The sequence below is a fragment of the Chryseobacterium sp. CS2K3 genome (assembly GCF_059515185.1).
In genome coordinates this window covers 94,331-116,484 of record NZ_JCAKRW010000007.1, presented here as the reverse complement: position 1 = coordinate 116,484, position 22,154 = coordinate 94,331, and the positions used below count along the sequence as shown (strand labels likewise).

Genomic DNA, 22,154 nt, shown 5'->3' with positions numbered 1-22,154 from the left:
ACAAAATTATCATATCCTTAATCAAACCGATTAAATAAGTCACAAATCGCATATCTTTTTTTCTCTTCTATTTTATTACAATTCAATATAATGCGACATAATTCAGAATTTTTTATGTTTTTCATAACGTTATTTCCTATAGATTTCATAGCTATCTCCGTATATTATTATTATGTAATATATAAAAAAACAAATCTCTACTTTTTGAAATATTTTATTTTTTATTCCTATCTTTGCTTGACGTTCCTTTAATTATAATTATTTATATTTTGTGATTACTGTGACTGTACCGGCTTGTTTATAAGAATAAGTAATAAAACTGTGTATTTTAATAGCATTTGAACAATTAATATTTTTGTATTAAAAAATCATTACTAAATTGTATTTATGGTTGAAAATATATTATAATTTTATTATTTTTATTCACTCATAATTGATAAACTCCCTTTATTTACAAAGGATTAAATATCGTTAAGAGACCAATATATTATTTTCAATACTATAGATGAAATGAAAAACTTGACCAATGCGAGGCTAATGCCTTTTAGAAAGCCAAAAATCAACCATCCCCACAATCACTCTTGGGTTGATATTCTATTATTGCAAAATAATTATCAAAAACACTTTATATTTAAAGATATAACAAGAACCAATTTTATTTGTTCATAGTAAACACCACTCTATATATCAAAGAGTTAGATGTTTGTTGTGTAACTTTTTACTAACATATCAACGCCATGAAAAACTTAACTATTATCGGACTAACGCCTTTTGAAAGGCCGGATGTCAATCTTATGCCTAAGATGCATCAGGCGGGTATATTTCCTGTACTGAGTTTAGGGTATGGTTTGGCAACTGCCGAAGAAGCCTTAAGTCTACTTCACCAATTCGAGATACCTTCTTACGGTATTCACATTTCTAATGAACATTTTTTGGCAATTCAATTTCCCGAGAATGTGAAATTTGCAATCTTACCATTCGGTATCTCAATCAATCAAAATTCTTCTCTGGATATCATCTATCAGGTTACCAGCTTAGAAGAAGCAAGACAGGCTGAACGATCAGGAGCTAAAGGAATTATCATCAAAGGAAATGAAGCCGGGGGAAAGATCGGATACGAATCTACTTTCGTACTGTTTCAACGTGTTATCAAGGAAATCAAGAACATTCCAGTATGGGTGCAAGGAGGAATAGGACTTCACACCGCAGCAGCTGTAAAAGCATTAGGTGCAACAGGAATTATTCTGGATAGCCAGCTTGCTTTATTCCCTGAAAGTTCCGTTCCACAGGATATTAAAGATTTATCCTCAAAACTAAATGGAACAGAGACAAAAATTATTGCCAATCACAGAGTATTGGTAAGACCTAACTCACCTTCGTTACCTGATGATGTAACAGAAGAAGTACTTCAACAATATTTTGTAGATCTGGATTTGAGCAGAAGCTATATTCCAATGGGACAAGACATCTCGTTAGCTGTAGATTTGTATGAAGAATTCAGAACACTGAAAAAACTTACATTCGGGCTGAAAGAAGCTATGTATGGACATCTGAAACAAGCAAAAGCTCTTCAGGTTATTGATCAGAATAATCCATTAGCACAGGAACTTGGATTAACATATCCAATCGCACAAGGTCCAATGACCAGAGTAAGCGATGTTCCCGGATTTGCCAATGCAGTAGCAGAAGCCGGAGCCTTACCATTTGTTGCCTTATCCTTATTGAAAGGAAATTCTGCAAAATCTCTGGTAATGGAAACCAAAGAACTTGCCGGTAATAAAACATGGGGTGTAGGTATTTTAGGATTTGCCCCTCAGGAATTGAGAGATGAGCAAACCTCATACATTCTGGAAGCTCAACCGCCTGTAGTATTAATCGCAGGTGGAAGACCGGCACAGGCAAAAATATTTGAAAAAGCGGGGATAAAAACATTCCTTCACGTTCCTTCTCCTGCCTTATTGGATATTTTCCTTAAAGAAGGTGCAAAGAATTTTATTTTCGAAGGTCGTGAATGTGGTGGCCACGTAGGGCCATTATCAAGTATGGTTCTTTGGGAAAAACAAATTGAACGTATATTAAAAGAAGACCATCCGGAAAACATCAGTGTATTTTTTGCCGGTGGAATCCATAATGATTTCTCAACAGCATTCGTTTCCATCATGGCTGCTCCATTAGCTGCCAGAGGCGTAAAAGTGGGGGTTTTGATGGGAACTGCTTATCTGTACACTCAGGAAGCTGTACAAACAGGTGCGATTCAGGAAGAATTCCAGGTACAGGCGATGCAGGCTAAGGATACTGTTCTATTAGAAACAGCTCCAGGACATGAAACCCGTTGTTTAAATACAGCATTTGCTAACCACTTCAATACTGAGAAAGCTAAGCTTTTAGCAGCCGGAACAGATAAAAAAGAAGTTTGGGAAAAGCTGGAAAAACTTAACGTAGGCCGTTTAAGAATTGCCGCTAAAGGAATCGAACGCCAGGGAGACCAGTTAATCAACATTCCTAAAGACGATCAGTTGGATCTTGGAATGTACATGATCGGGCAGATTGCAACGATGCACAACAAAGTGCTTACGCTTGAGGAACTTCACCAAAACGTTAGTATCAACAATTACGAATATATCCAAAACGCTGAATTATCAGAATTACCTGCATCCAGCGAAAAACCGTTAGACATTGCAATCGTAGGAATGGAATGTATTTTCCCTGGTGCTAAAAACCTGGATGAATTCTGGAGAAATATTATTTTAGGAAAAGACAGTGTTACCGAAGTTCCTGACGAAAGATGGAATAAAGACCTTTATTACAAACCGGATTCAGATGAAGCAGATGTATCCCATTCAAAATGGGGCGGTTTCATCCCGAAAATTGATTTTGATCCGCTTGCATTCGGTATTCCGCCACAATCGCTTGCCGCTATTGAACCTACGCAACTGCTTACCTTATTGGTAGCAAAACGTGCGATGGAAGACGCAGGATATGGTGAAAAACATATTAACAGAGAAAACATTTCTGTAATTATCGGAGCTGAAGGCGGTAACGACCTTGCCAACAGCTATAGTTTCAGAGGATATTATAAACAGGTTTTCGGAGAACTTCACGAAGAAGTAAAAGAAGCCTTCCCACATACCACAGAGGATTCTTTCCCTGGTATTTTGGCTAACGTGATCGCAGGTAGGATTACGAACCGTCTGGATCTTGGTGGAAGAAACTTCACTGTAGATGCGGCATGTGCTTCTTCTTTGGCAGCCCTGGATTTAGCTTGCCAGGAACTTGTATTAGGAAAATCTGATATGGTTCTTGCCGGAGGGGCAGATTTACACAACGGAATCAACGATTATCTGATGTTCTCAAGCACACACGCTCTTTCCAGAAAAGGAAGATGTGCAACATTTGACAGTGAGGCAGACGGAATTGCCCTTGGAGAAGGAATCGCCATCCTTGTATTGAAAAGATATGAAGACGCCATCAACGATGGTGATCGTATTTACTCTGTCATCAAAGGAGTTGGCGGATCCAGTGACGGTAAAGCCCTTGGATTAACTGCTCCTAGAAAAGTTGGTCAGGTGAGAGCACTAGAACGTGCTTATACTCAAGCTGGAATCAGTGCTGCGTCTGTAGGATTGGTAGAAGCTCACGGTACAGGAACCGTTGTTGGAGATAAAACAGAACTAAGTGCGCTAACAAACCTATTCAGCCGTTCAGGTGCATTACCGGGACAAACGCATTTAGGTTCTGTAAAAACGCAGATCGGACATACTAAATGTGCTGCGGGATTAGCAGGTTTAATCAAAGCTTCTCTTGCCGTTTACCATGGTGTGAAGCCTCCTACCCTTCACCTTAAGCAGCCAAATGCTTATTATAACGCACAAACCAGCCCATTCTCTTTCCATGCTGAAACGGGATTATGGACGGAGAAAAACCGTTATGCAGGAATCAGTGCTTTTGGATTTGGGGGAACCAACTTCCACACTGTCATTGCGAACCATCCGAAAAAAGATGATTCTATTGCGATGCAATCCTGGCCTTCAGAACTATTTGTATTCCGTGGGGATACTTATGAAGAAGCAAAAGGGCAATCAAGTCAAATCAAAACATTATTGGAAATCAATGATGAGATTCCATTAAAAGATATTGCTTACAGCTTAAGCATCAGTTCAGAAAAGCCGATTCAGTTCAGTATTGTAGCTGATACCGCTGTGGATCTGATGATGAAAATTGAGTTAGTATTGGTAGGAATTGAAACCAAAGATACTTTCACTGTCAGCAAAAAAGAAGGTAAAGTAGCCTTCACATTCCCTGGACAGGGAAGTCAGAGAATCAATATGGCCCGTGATCTGTTCGTAGTATTCCCGGCTATGCGTAAGGTGATTGACAATTATCCTGAACTTGAAAAAGTAGTTTTCCCTTCTACAACCTTCAATGAAGCAGATTTAAAGCAACAAAAAGAAACCATTAAAGACACCCGTTTAGCACAACCGCTTTTAGGAATCGTTGATCTTGCATTGGCTAAATTCTTAGAATCATTGGGAATCATTCCTGATATGCTGGCTGGTCATAGCTATGGTGAATTACCGGCTTTGTGTTTCTCAGGCGTATTTGGTGAGGATAAACTGGTTGATTTAAGTATTCAAAGAGCGCAATCTATTTTAAATTCAGTAGAAGGCGGAGATCCGGGTTCAATGTTGGCGGCAAGTGCTACTCACGAACGTTTACAGCCGATCATTGCTAAAGTGGAAGGATGTTATCCGGTTAATTTCAATGCCCCTACCCAATGTGTTATTGCAGGAACTACAGAAGCCATTAACAAACTGCTGGAAGTCCTTAAACAGGAAGGAATTTCTGCTAAAAAACTGGAAGTGGCGTGTGCATTCCATAGTCCATTACTGGCCAAATCAAAAGAATTGTATGCTGATGTATTAAAAGAAGTTCCTTTTGAGGAAATGCAGATCCCTGTATGGTCTAATACGACAGCAGAAATATATCCATCGAAACCTTCAGATATCAAAGAAAGACTAACCGAGCATTTGGTACAGCCTGTAAGATTCGTAGAACAGATGCAGGCAATGTATAACGACGGAGCAAGAATCTTCATCGAGGTAGGACCAGGAAAAGTCCTTACAGGATTGGCAAAATCATGTATTGAAAAAGACCAGTTGACTTTATATGTTGAAGACAGCAGCCGTAACAAGTTCACTCATTTATTGTGCATGTTAGCGCAATATTTAGGAACCGGGCGCAACTTCAATATTGAGAAACTTTTCGATGGTCGTTTCGTTCAGCTTGTGAATATCAATCAGCCTGAACTTTATAAGAAAAGCCCTGCCATCTGGCGTGTTAACGGACAAGCTGCACATCCGACAACAGGTTCATTGCCTGCTAATGGTGCACTCCCTATCATAAACCCTATTCTCATGAACAATTTTACTACTCATAATACGCAAGCTCCTGCACCGGAAAGCCTATCTACGGCAGAACGTATGCTGCAGGAATATTTGAACAGCATGAAATTAATGATACAGGCACAACGTGATGTGATGCTTTCCTTTATGGGACAGAATCCTCAGTTAAATCCAATGCCTGTTTATAATACGCCAATGCCGGCTCCAGCCCCTGAACGTACTATTCCTGTACAACAGGTTCAACAAACAGCAACTGTTGCTGTAGCTGCTACTGCCGTTGCTGTGAAAGCTGCTCCTACCAGAGATATCAAAGCATTATTACTACAGGTGGTAAGTGATAAAACAGGATATCCTCAGGAAATGCTGGGTATGGAAATGGACCTTGAAGCTGATTTAAGTATCGACTCTATCAAAAGAGTGGAAATCATCGGAACACTTCGTAACGAGCTGGGAACATTAGCTAAAGGCAATACCAATGAAGATATGGTGATGGAACAATTGGCAGGAATTAAAACCTTAAGCGGATTAGTTTCATGGCTTACTGAATTCTCAGGAGATACAGCTGCAGCAACTCCTGAAAAAAACGGAACTGCACCTGAGGTCTCTTCAAAACCACAAGCAAAATCTGCATTATCACTGGAAGACCTTCAAAATGCTATCCTGAATATCGTAAGCGAAAAAACAGGGTATCCAAAGGAGATGTTAGGATTAGATTTAGATTTGGAAGCAGATCTTAGTATTGATTCTATCAAGCGTATGGAAATCATTGCTGATCTTAAAAACAAGATCGGTTTTGGTGAAAACCTTGAACAGGCTGATGATGTGATGGAGAAATTAGCAGCCATTAAAACCCTTCGTGGATTGGCAAGCTGGATCAGTGAAATGAGCGGTGACACTACCGAAACAAAAAACGAAGTAAAGGAAGAAGTAACTTCTGAACCTACCAACAATGTATTATCACGTCTTCGTTTTGACATCACGCCTACCGATGCTTCATCCGTACAAAATACAGATATTCTGCAAGGAAAACGTTTCGCGATCACTCAGGATGACACCCAACAAACCTCAGCCATTAAAGCTGAGTTGGAAAAACACGGAGCTATTGTAGAATTGGTAGACGCAGACAAAGATCTTTCAAATGTTGATGGATTAATCATGCTGGACCTGTTTTCAGCTACAGATAAACCAAGCATCATCGATCATGTTGATTTGATTAAAAAACTGGATTTTGATAAAGCAAAATGGGTCTACTTAATTTCCGATATTGCTGCTCATATCCAGGAAGTGACTGATGCCCGTGTATTGCGTCATCACCAAGGTTATCCTGGACTTTTCAAAAGTTTAGCAAGAGAATTCGATCATACAACTTGCAGATTCATCAGTTTAAGCACTCCTCAGGAAGTTGATCAGATCGCTGATATTACTTTAAAGGAAATCTTAACAAACGATAAACCTGCTGAAGTGATTTATAAGAACGAAAAAAGACATAAGGTCGATATCATCCCTTCCCCATTATCAACGAGTTTAAATGAAGCACACATCCAGTTAGATCAGAAATCAGTAGTATTGGTATTGGGAGGTGCACAGGGAATCACAGCAGAATTGGTGAAACACATGTCTCAGGCTTATCCATGTACTTATATTTTAGTAGGAAGATCAGCAGATCCAAGAAATGAAGCTTCTGCTAAAGAATTCGAAGGGATGAAAACGAAAGAGGAAATCAGAGCATTCCTGATCAAGTCTGGAAAATTCACTTCTCCTGCTGAAATCGAAAAAGAAACTACAAAAGTTTTCAAAAATAACCAGATCCTACGCACAATCCGTGATATGGAAGCGCTTGGAAACATCATTATTTATCAGTCATTAGACCTTTGTGACGAAGAAGGATTAAGCCAATTAATCAGCAGTATTTACGAAAAATATAACCGTTTAGATGGAGTGATCCACGGAGCAGGTCTTTTAGAAGATAAATTATTCAAACAAAAGACAACTTCTTCTTTCGGACGTGTATTCGATACCAAAGTAAAACCACTTCGTGTATTGGCTGAACAACTTCGTACAGACTGCCAGTTTGTGGTATTATTCTCAAGTATTGCATCGGTATACGGCAACAAAGGTCAGACAGATTATGCAGCGGCAAACAGTGTACTGGATGATTACGCTAACGCTCTGAATAAAAGACTGCAAGGAAAAGTCATCTCCATCAACTGGGGACCTTGGAAAGGAGCCGGAATGGTTTCTTCCACCCTTGAATCTGAATACGAACGCAGAGGAATTTCCATGATCCCATTGGATGAAGGAAAAGAAATCTTCCTTAACGAAATAAAATACGGAACTGAAAGCCAGGTGCTTATCATGTCAGGAAATAATTGGTAACCCTCTGTATACACTAAACATGAAAAAAACAGATGTTGCTGTAGTTGGACTATCCTGCGTCTTTCCCGGGGCGCAGGATGCCCATACTTTTTGGCAGAATATTGTCAATAAAGTAGACTCTACCCAATCCGCTCCGGCAGATAGGATAGATCCGGTGCATTTTAGTGATGCCACCAACCCTGTCGATCGTTTCTATTGCAAACGAGGCGGGTTTATTCCTGATTATGAGTTCAATCCTACCACTTTTGGGATTTTACCCCTTGCAGTGGAAGGAACAGAACCCGATCATTTACTGACCCTTGATTTAGTTCAGAAAGCTTTAGAGGATGCCGGAGTATTCCAAAAGAATACCTCCCTTGAAAAAGCAGGAATTATCATCGGGAAAGGAAACTATACCGGGCCGGGAGCTACCCGTGCCATTGAAATTGTAAGAACCGGAGAACAGATTTCCTCCTTATTGCAGGAATTGCTCCCTCAGGTTTCTTCTGCTGATATTGAAAAAGTAAAACATGCTTTCCAGGAACGCAAAGGACGTTTCGCAGCTGATACTGCCATGGGATTAATTCCCAATCTGGTAGCGTCATTGGTAGCCAACCGTTTTGACCTTGGAGGCGTTGCTTTTACCGTGGATGCTGCTTGTGCCAGTGCTTTAATCGCTGTAGATCACGCTGTACAGGAACTTCAGAGAGGACGTTCCGATATGATGATCGCCGGAGGTGTTCACACCGGACAAAATGCTGCGTTCTGGAGTATTTTTGCTCAATTGGGCGCGATGTCCCGTCAACAGCAGATCAAACCCTTCAGTATGGATGCTGATGGATTACTGATTGGCGAAGGATGTGGTTTCGTCGTGTTAAAACGATTGGAAGACGCCGTTCGCGATCAGGATAAAATCTATGCTGTGATTAAAGGAGTGGGCGTAAGCAGTGACGGTAACGGAACCAGTGTAATGAGCCCATCCGTAAAAGGACAATTAAAAGCTTTAGAACAAGCCTGGATCAATGCTGATCTGGATAAAAATAAAGTAGGGTACCTTGAAGCCCATGGAACCGGAACACCTCTTGGAGATAAAACCGAACTTCAGACCTTGGCACAGTTCTTCGGAAAAGAAGAAGCTGCTCCAGTGGCTGGAATCGGTTCTGTAAAGTCCAATATCGGACATGCAATGCCGGCTGCAGGAATCGCAGGATTGATTAAAACCTGTCTTGCTTTACACCACGATACTTTACCGCCAACATTGTACTGTGAAAATCCAACGGCAGAAATGCAAAATACAAGATTTGAACCGGTACAGGAAGCCAAAAACTGGTCAAAAACAGGGCTTCCAAAAGTAGCAGCGGTTAATGCTTTCGGGTTTGGAGGAATCAATGCTCATGTTGTTCTTGAAGGCTATGATATGCCTAAAAAAGACAAGGTATTGCTATTGGCCAGACCTACGCATGAAGAATTGGTTTCTGCATTACAAAATAATGATACCACTTTAGGAGAAGGAGATTTCAGAGTAGCCATATTCGATCCTACGCCTGCAAGAATAGAAAAAGCCCTTAAAATTGTTTCTAAAAACCTGATCTGGAAAAACAAGCAGGACATCTGGTACACTTCTACTCCATTATTAAAAGATGGTGGAAAAGTAGCCTTTGTATTCCCTGGTTTGGATGGCCTGGCAAAAGGTGAAGTGGAAAGTGCAAGCCGTTATTTCGGATTAACAGCGCCTATAGAAACAGAGGGTGAAGGTCTTTTAACCGATGCTTTAAATATATTCAACAACTGCAGTATCCTTGACAATTCATTGAAGAAACTGGGCATTATTCCGGATATGAATGCCGGACACAGTTTAGGAGAATGGCTGGCAGGATATTCATCAGAGTTAGCAGAAGCCAATTCTGTAAAAGCTTTAATCGATGTGCTGAACCCGGAAACTTTTGAATTAAAAGACTCCAAATTCATTGCCATCGGTGCCGGAATTGATGTCGTACAGCCTTTTATTACTGAAATTTCAGACCTGTATATTTCCAATGACAATTGCCCTAATCAGGTCATTCTTTGTGGGAGCAATGCTGCATTGGATGAATTGGTTCCGCAATTAAAGTCGAAACAGATCTTCCATCAGGTACTGCCGTTCCAATCCGGATTTCACTCTCCATTTATCGCTGATAAGCTGGATGTGATCCTTGCCGGAATGGAAAAAGCACAGTTCCAGAAAACGAAGATTCCATTATGGTCTGCTACGACTTTAGAACCTTATCCGGCAGATCAGGCAGCGATCAGAAAACTGAGTGCCGAGCATTTGGTTGAGCCTGTTCGTTTCCGTGAACTGACAGATAAATTATATGAAGAAGGTGCCAGAGTATTCATCCAGGTGGGTACCGGCGGACTGATCGGATTTATAGATGATACCTTGAAAGGAAAAGCATTCAGCACCATTCCTTCCAGCGTTCCTGCCCGTTCTGCATTGGCACAGTTACAACGTGTTGTCGCTTCATTATTTGTAGAAGGGAAAACCATTGCTCTTGATTTCTTAGAAGTTCAGCAGCAATCAAAAAAATCATCAGGAAAAGGCATTAAACTGGAATTAGGCTCGCCTATTATCCGAAATTTTAAAGAAGTAAAAGCCTTAGCTCAAGCCTTTGAAACACCAAAACAATATACTGCTTCGGCTTCAGCCATGACTGCTAAAAGTGGTCATCCGCTGGTACAGGCGTTCCAGGACAATGTTAACGATATGATCCGTATGCAGGAAGAAGTCCTGACTTTATTCCAAAACCGTCCGGAGATTACGATGCCACGTCCTGCCCAGGTTGCTCCTATAGCACAGCACGCTGCTCCACAAGCACCAAGAAGTACAACCTTCTCAAAAGATCTGTATGTGACACTTGAAAGTCATCCATACCTGATTGACCACAGCTTATTGAGACAGCCAAAAGGATGGGCTCATGTAGCCGATATGGAACCGGTCATCCCGATGACCATGATCTTCGAGCAGCTTGCAGAAATTGCAGAAGCGGAAATTCCAGGAACACAGGTTCATAAAATTATGAATGTAAGTGTATTCCAATGGATGAACGTGGCCCAGCCTTTTGAGAAAACTGTGAAAGGACAATGGCGTGGTGAAAACCATGCGTATCTGGATATTGAGAACTTCGCCAATGCTGAAGTGATCTTAAAATCTTCACCTGTTCCTACTCCAACTTTCAACCTTTCCATTGGTGATCTTTTACCGATTGAAAGAACCCCTGAAGAAATCTATGATGCCCACATGTTCCATGGGGAAAAATACCAGGGAATTACAGAAGTTTCAGCGGTTGGAAATAAAGGAATTGTTGGAAAGATCAAAGGAAACGGAGGAAAAGGCTCTCTGCTGGACAATGCAGGACAATTATTCGGACTTTGGCTGCAGCTTACTTTAGTGAAAGACCGTATCGCCTTCCCGGTGAAGATCAGAGACATTGAATTCTTTGGCGATATGCACGATCAGGATGGTATTTTTGAATGTACCTGTATGCTGACCGAATTGAATGATGAATTTGCCATCGCAGATATTATCCTGAAAAGAGACGGAAAAGTATGGTGCGCCATCACAGGCTGGCAGAACAGAAGACTGGAAATTGATGCCGCTTTATGGAATGTTTCCATGTCGCCACTGCACAACCGTCTTTCTGAAGAGATTGCTCCTGAAGTATTTTTCTTCCACCAGGCCTATACCAGAGTCGCTTCATGGGATTTTATCCTGAAAAGATATTTCAACCAGACGGAAAAACAGCATCACCAGCAATTATTACCCAACAAAAAGAAAAACTGGATGGTAAGCCGTGTTGCGGTGAAAGATGCCGTTAGAAACCTTCTTCGTAAGGAAAAAAATCATGCCTGCTTCCCGATCACTTTTGAGATCCGTTCCGATGAAGTAGGGAAACCTTACCTCATCAGTGATTTTACAGAAGACATCCATATTTCACTGGCTCACAAAGGAAAAGAAGCTGTGGGAATTGCGAGATATGGCAAATCTGTAGGAATCGATATGGAACTCATGGAAAAACGCAGCGAAGGATTCTATGATCTGGTATTTACGGACAATGAATTAGCCTTATTAAAAGGAAAAGACCAGGCAGAATGGACCACCCGTTTCTGGGTAGCCAAAGAGGCTTACGGAAAGTTCTTAGGAACCGGACTGAAAGGAAATCCAAAAGCCTTCGAAGTCGAACAAATAAAAGAGGATCACTTGTGGATCAACAACATTGAAATCAAAACTGTTAAACATAAAAATTATATTATCGGATGGACACTGTAAACGCAACATTAAAAATGAACCACGAAGAACTTTTTACTTTATTAAAAGGTTTTATTACTGAAGTGATAGGGGCTGAATTTGTAGAGGAGATGGATATTACTCCGGAAAGTTCATTCACCAAAGATCTTGAAATGGACAGCATCGAGATTGTCTCTTTCTCTGAAAAGATCAAGGCGCATTTTGGCGATCAGATCGACTTTACAGGTTGGTTATCTTCTATGGATCTTGACCAGCTTATTAATCTTGACCTTAGTATGATCATCAATTATATCTACGAATGCCAATAATCACTGTCAATAACAGACAAGTTCATATACAGGAACTCAATAAAGGAGCCGAACAAACCGTGGTCTTAATCCACGGTATGTTCAGTAACCTGTCCATTTATTATTTTAATATTGCCCCTGTTCTGGCAAAACATTTCCATGTGGTGATGTACGATCTGAAAAGTCACGGTATGAGTGAACGCTTTTTAGATGGGTACGACCTTGATAACATGTCATCCGATCTGATAGGTTTAATAGATCACCTTCAACTGGAAAAAGTACATCTTGTAGGCTATAGCTTCGGAGGTCTTATTGCTTTAAAGACAGCATTAACATATCCTGAACGCGTTAATCAACTCGTAGTAATGGAAGCTCCGGATCCTCAGGACGAAAAAGCCCGTAATATCATTGATGAATACAGCAAGGAATTCCTTGAGCATTATGTAGCCAATTTTACAGATACCACCAAAGTCCAGATGGGCAAAAGACAAATGGAAAAGAACCATCGTATGTATGAGTTTCTGTTTAATCAAACCAGCATCAAAGCAGATATGATTAAGGAAAAACATTTCCTTGGAGAAGCTGATTTCAATCAACTGAAAGCTTCCACCTTATTGCTTTATGGTGCTGATTCCAACTGCAGGCCTACAGGAGAATGGCTGCAGTCTCAAATCGGTTCATCCGAACTTGAATTGATTTCCGGCGATCACAATATTCCCATCCAGGAACCTCAGCTTATCGCAGAGACGATTGCTCAGTTTTTTATCTAATATCTTAACGAAGAACCATGGCTAAATTTGCATTTATAGTTCCCCCCTTAACAGGACATGTGAATCCTACCCTAAGCATCGGTGCTACGCTGCTGGAAAGAGGGCATGAAGTAGCATGGATCAGCCTTGACCCTACTTTAGAGGCTAAACTTCCGGAGGGCGGAAAATTATTACTGATCCAATACGATCAGACCGACGCAGAAAAGAAAGAAAGTGAACAGTATCTCGATATTATTTCCAAAAAAGTAGTCTACGGAATAGACAGCGTGAAGTTCCTTTACGAAGAAGTTCTTATTCCGTTGAACAGACATTGCTATAATGGAATTGTGGCTTTATTAAAGACCTACCAACCCGATTTGATTATCGGTGACCACCAGTTATTTGCGGCTCCGGTAGCTGCCAAAGCATTAGGAATTCCTTGTGCAACTTCCGTTACCGCTCCGGCTGCCATTAAAATCATGAATGAGCTGCCTAAAGTTCACGAATGGGAAGTCAATCAGATCATCGATTTACAGAAAGAATTAGGCTTCAATGAAGAGCGTTCTCTGGCCACTTCAGATCTTCTGACCCTTGTTTTAACTTCAACGTATTTCTTTGGGGACATGGAGGATCTGCCTTCTCAATATAAATTTACGGGACCAGTTCTTACAGAGCGTCGTATCTCATGTGAATTCGATTGGGACAGATTGAAAAATGCCACCAATAAAAAGATTTTAGTAAGTATCGGAACCACTTTCGATCACGATCATAAAAAAGCATTCTTCCAAAAGGTAGTAGATGCTTTTAAAGACGAAGATTTAACGGTTGTCGTGGTTTCAGATCCGCAGCTTTTCGAGCAGTGGCCGGACAACTTTATGGTGTATCAGCAGGTTCCGCAACTGGATCTGTTACCTCATCTTGATGGCGTGGTTTGCCATGGCGGTCACAATACCGTTTCCGAAACCTTATCCAACGGAATTCCTTTGGTAGTGATTCCTATTGCGTATGACCAGTCGCATGTTGCAGGACGTGTAGTGCGTACAGAAGCAGGAGAAAGACTTAATTTCAACAGATTTAAAGCTAATCACCTGAGAGAGGCTGTACAACAAATATTAAATAACCCAAGCTACCGTGAGGCAGCTCAAAAAGTAGGACAATCTTTTATGGAAGCAGGAGGTGCAGCTACAGCAGCTAATTTATTGGAAGAAGCCATCACAAAAGCTTCAAAACCGGAAAAACCGTCTAAATTTTTATTCGTTGTTCCGCCGTTTTTCGGACATGTGAGCCCTACGTTAAGTGTGGGAGCCAGTCTGATTGCCCGTGGCCATGAAGTAAAATGGTTTGGTATTACGCCTTTAGACAGCAAACATATTCCGGAAGGAGGTTCTTATTTCTATCCTGAAGAAGACCTTATTCCTTATCAGAACGAAATTGCCCGCATTTTAAAAAGACAGGATGACGGACCTGCGTGTTCCGGACCTGAAGTCATGAAATTAGCACTGGAAGAAACCTATGTACCTTTTGCCAAAATGATGATGCCGGGGTTAACGAGATTAACAGAAAGCTGGATGCCTGACGTAATTGTGAACGACTGTATCACATTCGGAGGTGCGCTTTTCGCTCACAAGCATAATATTCCTTGTGTAACCACAACACCCGTTCCACCGGATGTAATGGGAGATACTGAAAAAAGTGCCCCTAAAATCTGGGAATGGCAGCAAAACCTGATCAAAGACTTACAAAAAGAAGTAGGAATTCATGAGGAAGGCATTTATATCCATTCCCATAAACTGAATATGGTCTTTACTTCACAGGCTTTTGCAGGTTTTGATACCGTACCATCTCACATGAAATTTGTAGGTCCGGTAAAAGGTCGTCCGAATGATGCGCCATTTGACTGGGATAAATTAAATGCTTCTACTACTCCTAAGATCTTCGTATCACTGGGGACTCTATTGGTAGACATCAGAAAAGCTTTCTTCGAAAAGATCATTGCAGCATTCAAAGACCAGCCGGTTACCATTGTTGCCGCTACTCCACCGGAAATCTTTGAAGAATGGCCGGAGAACTTTATTGTGAACAGCTTTGTCCCTCAATCGGCAGTGATGCAGAGAATGGATATGGTGATCTGCCACGGTGGTTTCAATACGGTGAATGATACTTTCCGTAACGGATTACCGATGTTAATCACGCCTATCGCTTACGACCATTTCCATATTGCGAAATTAATTGAGCAGGCAGGCTGCGGAATCAGCATCCGATACAAAAGACTTCGTGTAGATGCCCTTCGTGAAACCGTTTTTGAATTACTGGAAAATCCTAAATACAGAGCAGCTGCGAAAGAAGTTCAAAATACTTTCCATCTTGCCGGAGGAAATGATAAAGCAGTAGAATTGCTGGAAAACTTTGTACAGGAACATTCCACATTAGCGTCCGTATAGCCTATGAAAAGAAGATTGTTATTTGGCGAACGAATGTTACTGGGAGACGGAACAGAACCCTTCAATGCGGTGATCCCTTTCAGGCTCAGAGGTACCTTTGTATTGAAGGATATCCAGCAGGCTTTGGCTCAGATCCAGCAAAAACATCCGTGGTTAAGAGCGCTTATTGCTCACGATGATCAAAATATCCCCTGGTTTGATGTTCCTGAAAACCCGATCTCCATTCCGTTGCGAATTATTGCCAGAAAAGGAGAAGATCAGTGGCAGGAAGAATCCAAAAGGGAATGGAATACTTTATTCGATCCTAAAAAATTACCTCTTATCCGGTTTGTCTGGATCAAGGGGGAAGACGTTTCTGACATGCTGTTTGCGTTCCACCATTGTTTATGCGATGGTGGTTCTGCAATGGCTTTCCTTTATGAGTTTTTAAAAGTATTGGATGATCCAAAAGCTGATATTGGGATAGAAAGTCCTATTTTAGGCATTCAGGATGTCGTTCCGGCGAATATTTTAAACAGCCGGAAGAAAAAATTAAAAGCCAAATTCATTGGAAGATTAGCGGCTACAGCCATTAAGGTCATCCCTACCGGTAAAAAATCTATTGACCGTCAAAATGATTATTTAATCAATTGGAAAGTAGATGAAACCGTAAGCCAGCAACTGATTTCCTATTGCAAAGCCAATGGTGCTACCGTGAACACGTTTTTAAGTGCTGCTTTGCTTCAGGCATTCAAGAAAATAAAAGGAACCGGAGCTTTCAATAAAGTGTCCTGTCCTGTAGACATCAGACGTTTTGCTACCCAGGTGAAGAACGATCATATTTTTGCTTTTGGGCTGATGATCGTAGTTTCCGCCAATGAAAAGCTGAGCTTTATAGAAAATTTACATGCGATGCAGGCTTCTGTAGAACGTAAAACCTCTAAGCTTGACCCTTATATTACCATGATGGTGATGGAATCCGGACATGATGCGCTGAATAATTTCACCAAACTTTTAAAGAACGGAAAATCGTCTAACGACTGTATGTTTTCCAATCTGGGACGCATTCAGATTCCTCATGAGTATAAAGAATTTAGTGTAGATACTATTTTCAGTCCGTCCGTCATTGGTCCGTTGGGAAACACAACTACACTGGTAGTTTCTACGTATCGTGGAAAAATGGATTTTTCATTTGTAGGAAGTGAAGGGTATTTACCGTATACCGATGCCCTGGCCATCCGTGATGAAGTCATGAAGATTATTAAAACCCAACTGGAATATATCGCTGTATCATGATCAAAAGAAAACTAATGATGGTAGAAAGGATCATGTATGTAGATCCCGAAACACCCATAAACTGTATATTTACCGCTAAAATAAAAGGAGAACTTCCGGAGCAGAATTTTAAAACTGCTCTGGAAAAAATCCAGCAAAAGCATCCGATGCTGAGAGTGGTTGTAGATACTAAAAGTGAAAGATATCCTTTTTTTAAAGAAGAAAAAGACATCGCTCCTATCCCACTCCGCATTGTAGAAAGAAAAACAGATGAAGACTGGCTTACAGAATCTCAAAAAGAATGGAAAATCTTATTTGAGGAAGAAAAAAGCCCTCTCGCCCGTTTAGTTTGGATCAGAGGACAGGATTTTTCTGAAATCTTTTGGGTAATGCCCCACTGCATCTCAGACGGAACAACCGGAGTGACTTTAATGAAGGAACTTCTTCAGCTTTTGGATAACCCTGCTTTAGAATTAGAACATTACGAAGCTTTCCAATCAGTAGATGAATTTTTACCTTCCAACTTTAACGCAAAAAGTAAGAAATTCAAAGCCAAACTTTATCTGACCTTTGCCAGGTTCTTCTTTATGTTACAGCAAAAAAGTAAGAAGAGAAACCTTGGGAAAGACTATGTTCTTCACCAAAAACTGGATCCGGCAACCACTTCTCAAATCACTCAAAGATGTAAAGCCAATGGCGTTTCTGTACATGCTTTATTGTGTTCTGCGTTTATGCAGGCTTTCCAGGAAGTAAAAGGAAAAGAAGCCAAAGGAAAAGTGATCAGTCCGGTAGATGTGCGTCATTTTATTCCGGAGATCAAAGAAGATCATTTATTTGCCTTTGCCCCAACGGTTGATCTTGCGATTAAAAAAGGAAGCTCTGATCTGTTGAACAATGCCAAGCACATTAAAGAAGACCTTGTTCAGAAAATAGGAAAAATGGAAGCCCGCGAACTGCTGTGGATGGGTGAACAGATGCACCCGATTGTGGACCGTATGATCTCCATGCTCAAATCCAGCAATGGTGGCCATGATGTAACCTTATCCAATATGGGCAGGATCAATATCCCGAACGATTACAAAAACTTCAGCATTGAAACCATTTTCAGTCCTACGGTAGCCTTCCCATGGCTGAACTCAAATACTTTGGTGACGAGTACGTACAATCATCAGATGGATTTTATATTTTTGTCCAACGAAGACTTCCTTCCTAAAGCGGAAGCTGCCAAAATAAAAGAGAAAGCCATAGCGCTAATGACCACCTCATGAAATTGAAATTTAAGCCCAAGCCGCCTAAAAAGCTCAAAAAAACTACCCTTAAACGCTTTCTCATCAAGCGTACGATTTACTATGTCCTTCCGAATGTATTTTTCAATTTCATCATTGCCTATGCCAGCTTCAAAGAATTAGGCTACACCCATTTTTTCTCCGGCGAACAAAATCTGGCCCGCCTTACCCTACCCATGGCCCTATTTCTCCCCGTTGTCCTCACCATAGACATCCTCAAAAGAGTAACCGATGCCGCCGGACAAGGCGCCATTGAGTTTACCGTAGATGAAGCTTTGAATATTAAAAAGTTAATGACCAAGCTGAGTATTCTGCATGGCGTGATTACCTGTTCTTTGGTATTAGCTATGCTTTTCTTAGGACAGTATAATTTTTCTAAGGATTATAAGCTGGATGCTACGGCAATGGCTGTGGTGGTGGGGATATTGGCTGGGATTTTGTCTGTGGTATTTGTTTATTTGCCGGTGTGGAGGTTGAGGAGGTGGATGTGTAGGAGAATTGAAAATATGATCATATAAGTAATTATAGCAAAAAAAGACATGTATAATCTAACATATAAAAAAAACCTATAAAGTAAATACAACCAAAACTCACCATAAAACGTAAAAAATATCATGTTTTAAAACATACTACTTATTGTTTTATAAAAAAACATTAAATACCTTTATAAAAAACAATAAGCATGACATTTTCAGAATACTATGATATTAAACCGACATTAAAAGATGATTGGTTTGACCCAATTTTACAGACAGATACATTACTTTTCATTGATCCATTACTTTTATCAAATATTGGTTTAAAACCATTTTTAAAGTCATATGAAGAAATTATGGAATTCTTTAAAAATACTTTTGAAATAGCGGCAAAAAGTGAAAGAAAAAATTCCGATTTATTTTTTAGAAAGTTAAATAGTATGCTCTTATTTCCAGAAGTGGAAGAACTTTGTTTAGGATACTCTACTTCTACGAAAGGAGCTGGATCGGGAAGAGGATTTAGTCAAGATATCCTCAACGGTATATACAATTCTATTGAAGCAGGATTAAAAAACATTGATAGATTTGAAAATATTGGACTATTTAGTATGGGAATTGGGAGAGATAGAATTAGTGATATTACAGCAAATATTATCAAATCAGATCTCATAAACTATACAAAAACAATAATAAAAAGGTATCCAGATAAAATAACTACTAAAAAATTTCCAGTACGAAACACTAAATTCAATATAAAAACATTAGTGTGGGAAAAAGAAATTGTAGAGCTACCAGTTAATCCATATAATAATAAAGGGATATTATTATGCCCCAAAAAAATATTGAATATTGATAGTTATATGTCTAAGGAATCATTTTTAGATTACGTTTGGGACAATAAAAATAGTGATGTTAGAGACGAATTTAGCTTTGCTATAAAAAGTGAAATTGATAAAAAAAGCATCATAAATATTGCAAAAAAACGTACCGATTGGATATCCTTGTATAATAAATTTATGACTTCAAGGGATTTTAGTTCTTACGACATTGAAAAAGATATACTTGGAATATATCAACCTTCTAGAGCATCCTTTAATTATGGAGAGGAGAATCCTATTAGTTTTAATGAACCTAATAACCAAGCTACTTTTGATAAAGTTATAGATGATATTATCAAATACTTTACAAATTATATAGAAAATAATAATGGCTACAAATTGCTTTGGAATGATAATAAGACAACAAAAAAAGAAGAGGCTGCCCAGTTAATATTTGTTGCATTAACTAAAAGTTTATGTAAAGCAAATAATATTGATTTAACTAGAGAAAGTAATCTTGGAAGAGGGCCTGTTGATTTTAAGTTTTCGCAAGGACATAAAAATAAGGCATTAATAGAAGTAAAATTAGCAAAAAATAGCAGATTTTGGGATGGAGTGAGATTACAATTACCAAAATATATGGAAGTAGAGGGTGTAACTAAAGGCTATTTTTTAGTTATATGTTATTCTGATCAAGAAATTGAGAAAATAAAGGAATTACAAAAAGTAAGTAAACAAATCTCTAAAGAAATAAAAAAAGAAATAATTCCAATAATTGTAGATGCAACTCTTGAAAAATCTAGTGCTTCTAAATTAAAAAATTAAATCCTATAATAGTTATTTATTGTGAAACTTAACCAAGAAATATACGAAAGTATAAAATTCAAAGAAATAGATAATCAGTATAAAATACTTAAAAATATATTAGACAATTACTTTGATTCTTCTGAAAATCAAAAAATATTGTGTGTCCTTTTTTTTTGTAAACGATTTTTTGATCAAAAAAAAATTGAAAAGCTAAACTTGGATTTCTTCAAAGACTTCAATGAAAAATATAATCAATCGATCGAAAATAATTTTGAGTATGATACTTATGATTATGCTTGGTGTTTAAATGATCCTTTATTTTCATCAGTATCAGGAATGTTAATGAATATACCTGAGAATGATCAAATTAAAATTAAAAATATATTTTTTCAAATTAACACACTAGATTTCAATGACGAAGAATTTGGACAATTCTATGAATATGTTCTATGGAAAAACTTAAAAGATGATAATGCATACACTTTTTTTATTCCGGAGGACATTAAAGAATTACTTTATAAAATATTAGAACCACACAAAGGTGGAATAATTTATAATCCAATTGCTGGAATTGGAGGTTTATTAAGTAAGTTAATCTCCTTAAATCATCTTCAAATTCACGGTTCACAAATTAATAATATTATTCCTAATATGAACCTTTTAATGTACGGTGCCCCAAAAAAAATAATTGAAAAGGAAAATGATTTTTGGAAAAGTAATAAAGAAACGTTTGATATTGTTATAGGGCAGCTACCCCACAAAGATATTCCTGGGAGAAAACATATTTCTTTTGATGGATGGGAATTAAAACTTTTTAACCAACAACCCAAAGAGCTTTCATCACTATATTTTTTACAATGTTATATACGTCTAAATAGTTATGGAAAAGCATTTTTACTTGTTCCTGATACTTTTCTGAATAAAAAAGGAAATGCAAAAAAAATACGTGAGTACCTCATTCAAAATGATGAAATTGAAACTATTATCAGTTTACCCCAAGAGATTTTTAATTCTTATGTGAAAAAAAAATATTCAATCCTAGTTATTAATAAAAATAAAAATGATTGCTTAAAAAATAAAATTAAATTTATAATTTCAACACCAAATTTTGAACATAACAGTTTTTATGATATTAAAAATATAGTTGATGACTATTTCTGTGATAATGATAATGAAAAAATTAAAATTATAGGTATCCAGGATCTAGATCAAAATTTAAATCTTTTAGCAGAATATAATAACAATTTTAGTAATAAGGAGTTTTCAAACAAGACTAAAGCAAAATTTCTAAGCAAGATTGCTAAAATAATTTCTGGAACAATACCTTTAGAATTTTCACCTACTCTTGATGATAAATTTCCAATTGTAAACTTTGAAAATTTATCAAAAAATCCAATTGATATTATTCTTGATATAAAAAATTTAGGTTCAACAACCAATAAAGAAAATAAATTAATAACTGAGGAATGCATCCTTATAGCTAACAGAGGAAATTATATAAATCCCATTATCTATAGTCCTGATAAATCTGCTAGTATTTTTATAGGTCGCGACGTCTTAGCAATTATTCCCAAGAATGAAAGCATCAGTATAGAGTTTTTACTATACTTCCTGAAAGAACAATCAAATGAGATTAAGAAAGGCACACGATATATTAAAACTTATTTAGAGAATATTATGATTCCTATTTTATCAGAAGATGATCAAAAGAAATTCATACACAGTCAGAAACAAAAGCTTGGAAAAATGGCAATTAACCAATTGAAAGATTTAACATTTGAAACTAATTTAAGCATACAAAAAATCAAAACAATATTAGATAACAATACTATTAATGATAATAGTTTCGAATTAAAAGAAAATATTAAATTTGAAGGAATCTTTAATGTAGCACAAAACAAAACTCTAGAACTAAATCAAATTGTAAGAGATATTGAAAAACAATTGATTAAAATTACGGACTAAAGTTACATTACGATCATTGATAACTATAA

General features: G+C 38.4%; 10 protein-coding genes. All 10 read left to right on the top strand.

Annotation, left to right across the window (positions count from 1 at the left end; translation table 11 throughout):
• The first annotated feature begins 737 nt into the window (after nucleotides 1-737).
• The 10 genes from AC5YGG_RS13580 (at nucleotide 738) to AC5YGG_RS13535 (ending at nucleotide 22,125) form a co-directional block, all read left to right on the top strand.
• The gene (locus AC5YGG_RS13580; protein ID WP_496145008.1) at nucleotides 738-7,778 is read left to right on the top strand and encodes an SDR family NAD(P)-dependent oxidoreductase; all 7,041 of its coding nucleotides are present in this window, start codon (nucleotides 738-740) and stop codon (nucleotides 7,776-7,778) included.
• 19 nt (nucleotides 7,779-7,797) lie between these two features.
• Nucleotides 7,798-12,063, top strand: a complete 4,266-nt coding sequence (locus AC5YGG_RS13575) for a beta-ketoacyl synthase N-terminal-like domain-containing protein (protein ID WP_496145007.1) — start codon at nucleotides 7,798-7,800, stop codon at nucleotides 12,061-12,063.
• Nucleotides 12,051-12,350 (top strand): acyl carrier protein, encoded by a 300-nt coding sequence (locus tag AC5YGG_RS13570; protein ID WP_002977699.1) that lies wholly within the window; start codon nucleotides 12,051-12,053, stop codon nucleotides 12,348-12,350. Before AC5YGG_RS13575 ends, AC5YGG_RS13570 begins: the two co-directional genes overlap by 13 nt.
• Complete coding sequence (locus AC5YGG_RS13565; RefSeq protein ID WP_496145006.1) at nucleotides 12,341-13,099, top strand: alpha/beta fold hydrolase; 759 nt, start codon at nucleotides 12,341-12,343, stop codon at nucleotides 13,097-13,099. Before AC5YGG_RS13570 ends, AC5YGG_RS13565 begins: the two co-directional genes overlap by 10 nt.
• Nucleotides 13,100-13,116: 17 nt before the next feature.
• Complete coding sequence (locus AC5YGG_RS13560; RefSeq protein ID WP_496145005.1) at nucleotides 13,117-15,519, top strand: glycosyltransferase; 2,403 nt, start codon at nucleotides 13,117-13,119, stop codon at nucleotides 15,517-15,519.
• A 3-nt stretch (nucleotides 15,520-15,522) separates the two neighbouring features.
• Complete coding sequence (locus tag AC5YGG_RS13555) at nucleotides 15,523-16,794, top strand: condensation domain-containing protein (RefSeq protein WP_496145004.1); 1,272 nt, start codon at nucleotides 15,523-15,525, stop codon at nucleotides 16,792-16,794.
• On the top strand, nucleotides 16,791-18,041 hold the full coding sequence (locus AC5YGG_RS13550; protein WP_496145003.1) for a condensation domain-containing protein: 1,251 nt from the start codon (nucleotides 16,791-16,793) through the stop codon (nucleotides 18,039-18,041). The genes AC5YGG_RS13555 and AC5YGG_RS13550 overlap by 4 nt, the downstream gene beginning before the upstream one ends.
• Entirely contained in the window at nucleotides 18,038-18,577 is a 540-nt protein-coding gene (locus AC5YGG_RS13545) for a hypothetical protein (protein ID WP_496145002.1), read from the top strand. Before AC5YGG_RS13550 ends, AC5YGG_RS13545 begins: the two co-directional genes overlap by 4 nt.
• Nucleotides 18,578-18,741: 164 nt before the next feature.
• A complete protein-coding gene (locus tag AC5YGG_RS13540; RefSeq protein ID WP_496145001.1) occupies nucleotides 18,742-20,178 on the top strand; it encodes a DUF8370 family protein in 1,437 nt (478 codons plus the stop codon).
• A gap of 21 nt (nucleotides 20,179-20,199) precedes the next feature.
• Nucleotides 20,200-22,125: an HsdM family class I SAM-dependent methyltransferase gene (locus AC5YGG_RS13535; protein WP_496145000.1), complete on the top strand. Its 1,926-nt coding sequence runs from the start codon at nucleotides 20,200-20,202 to the stop codon at nucleotides 22,123-22,125.
• The last annotated feature ends 29 nt before the right edge of the window (nucleotides 22,126-22,154 follow it).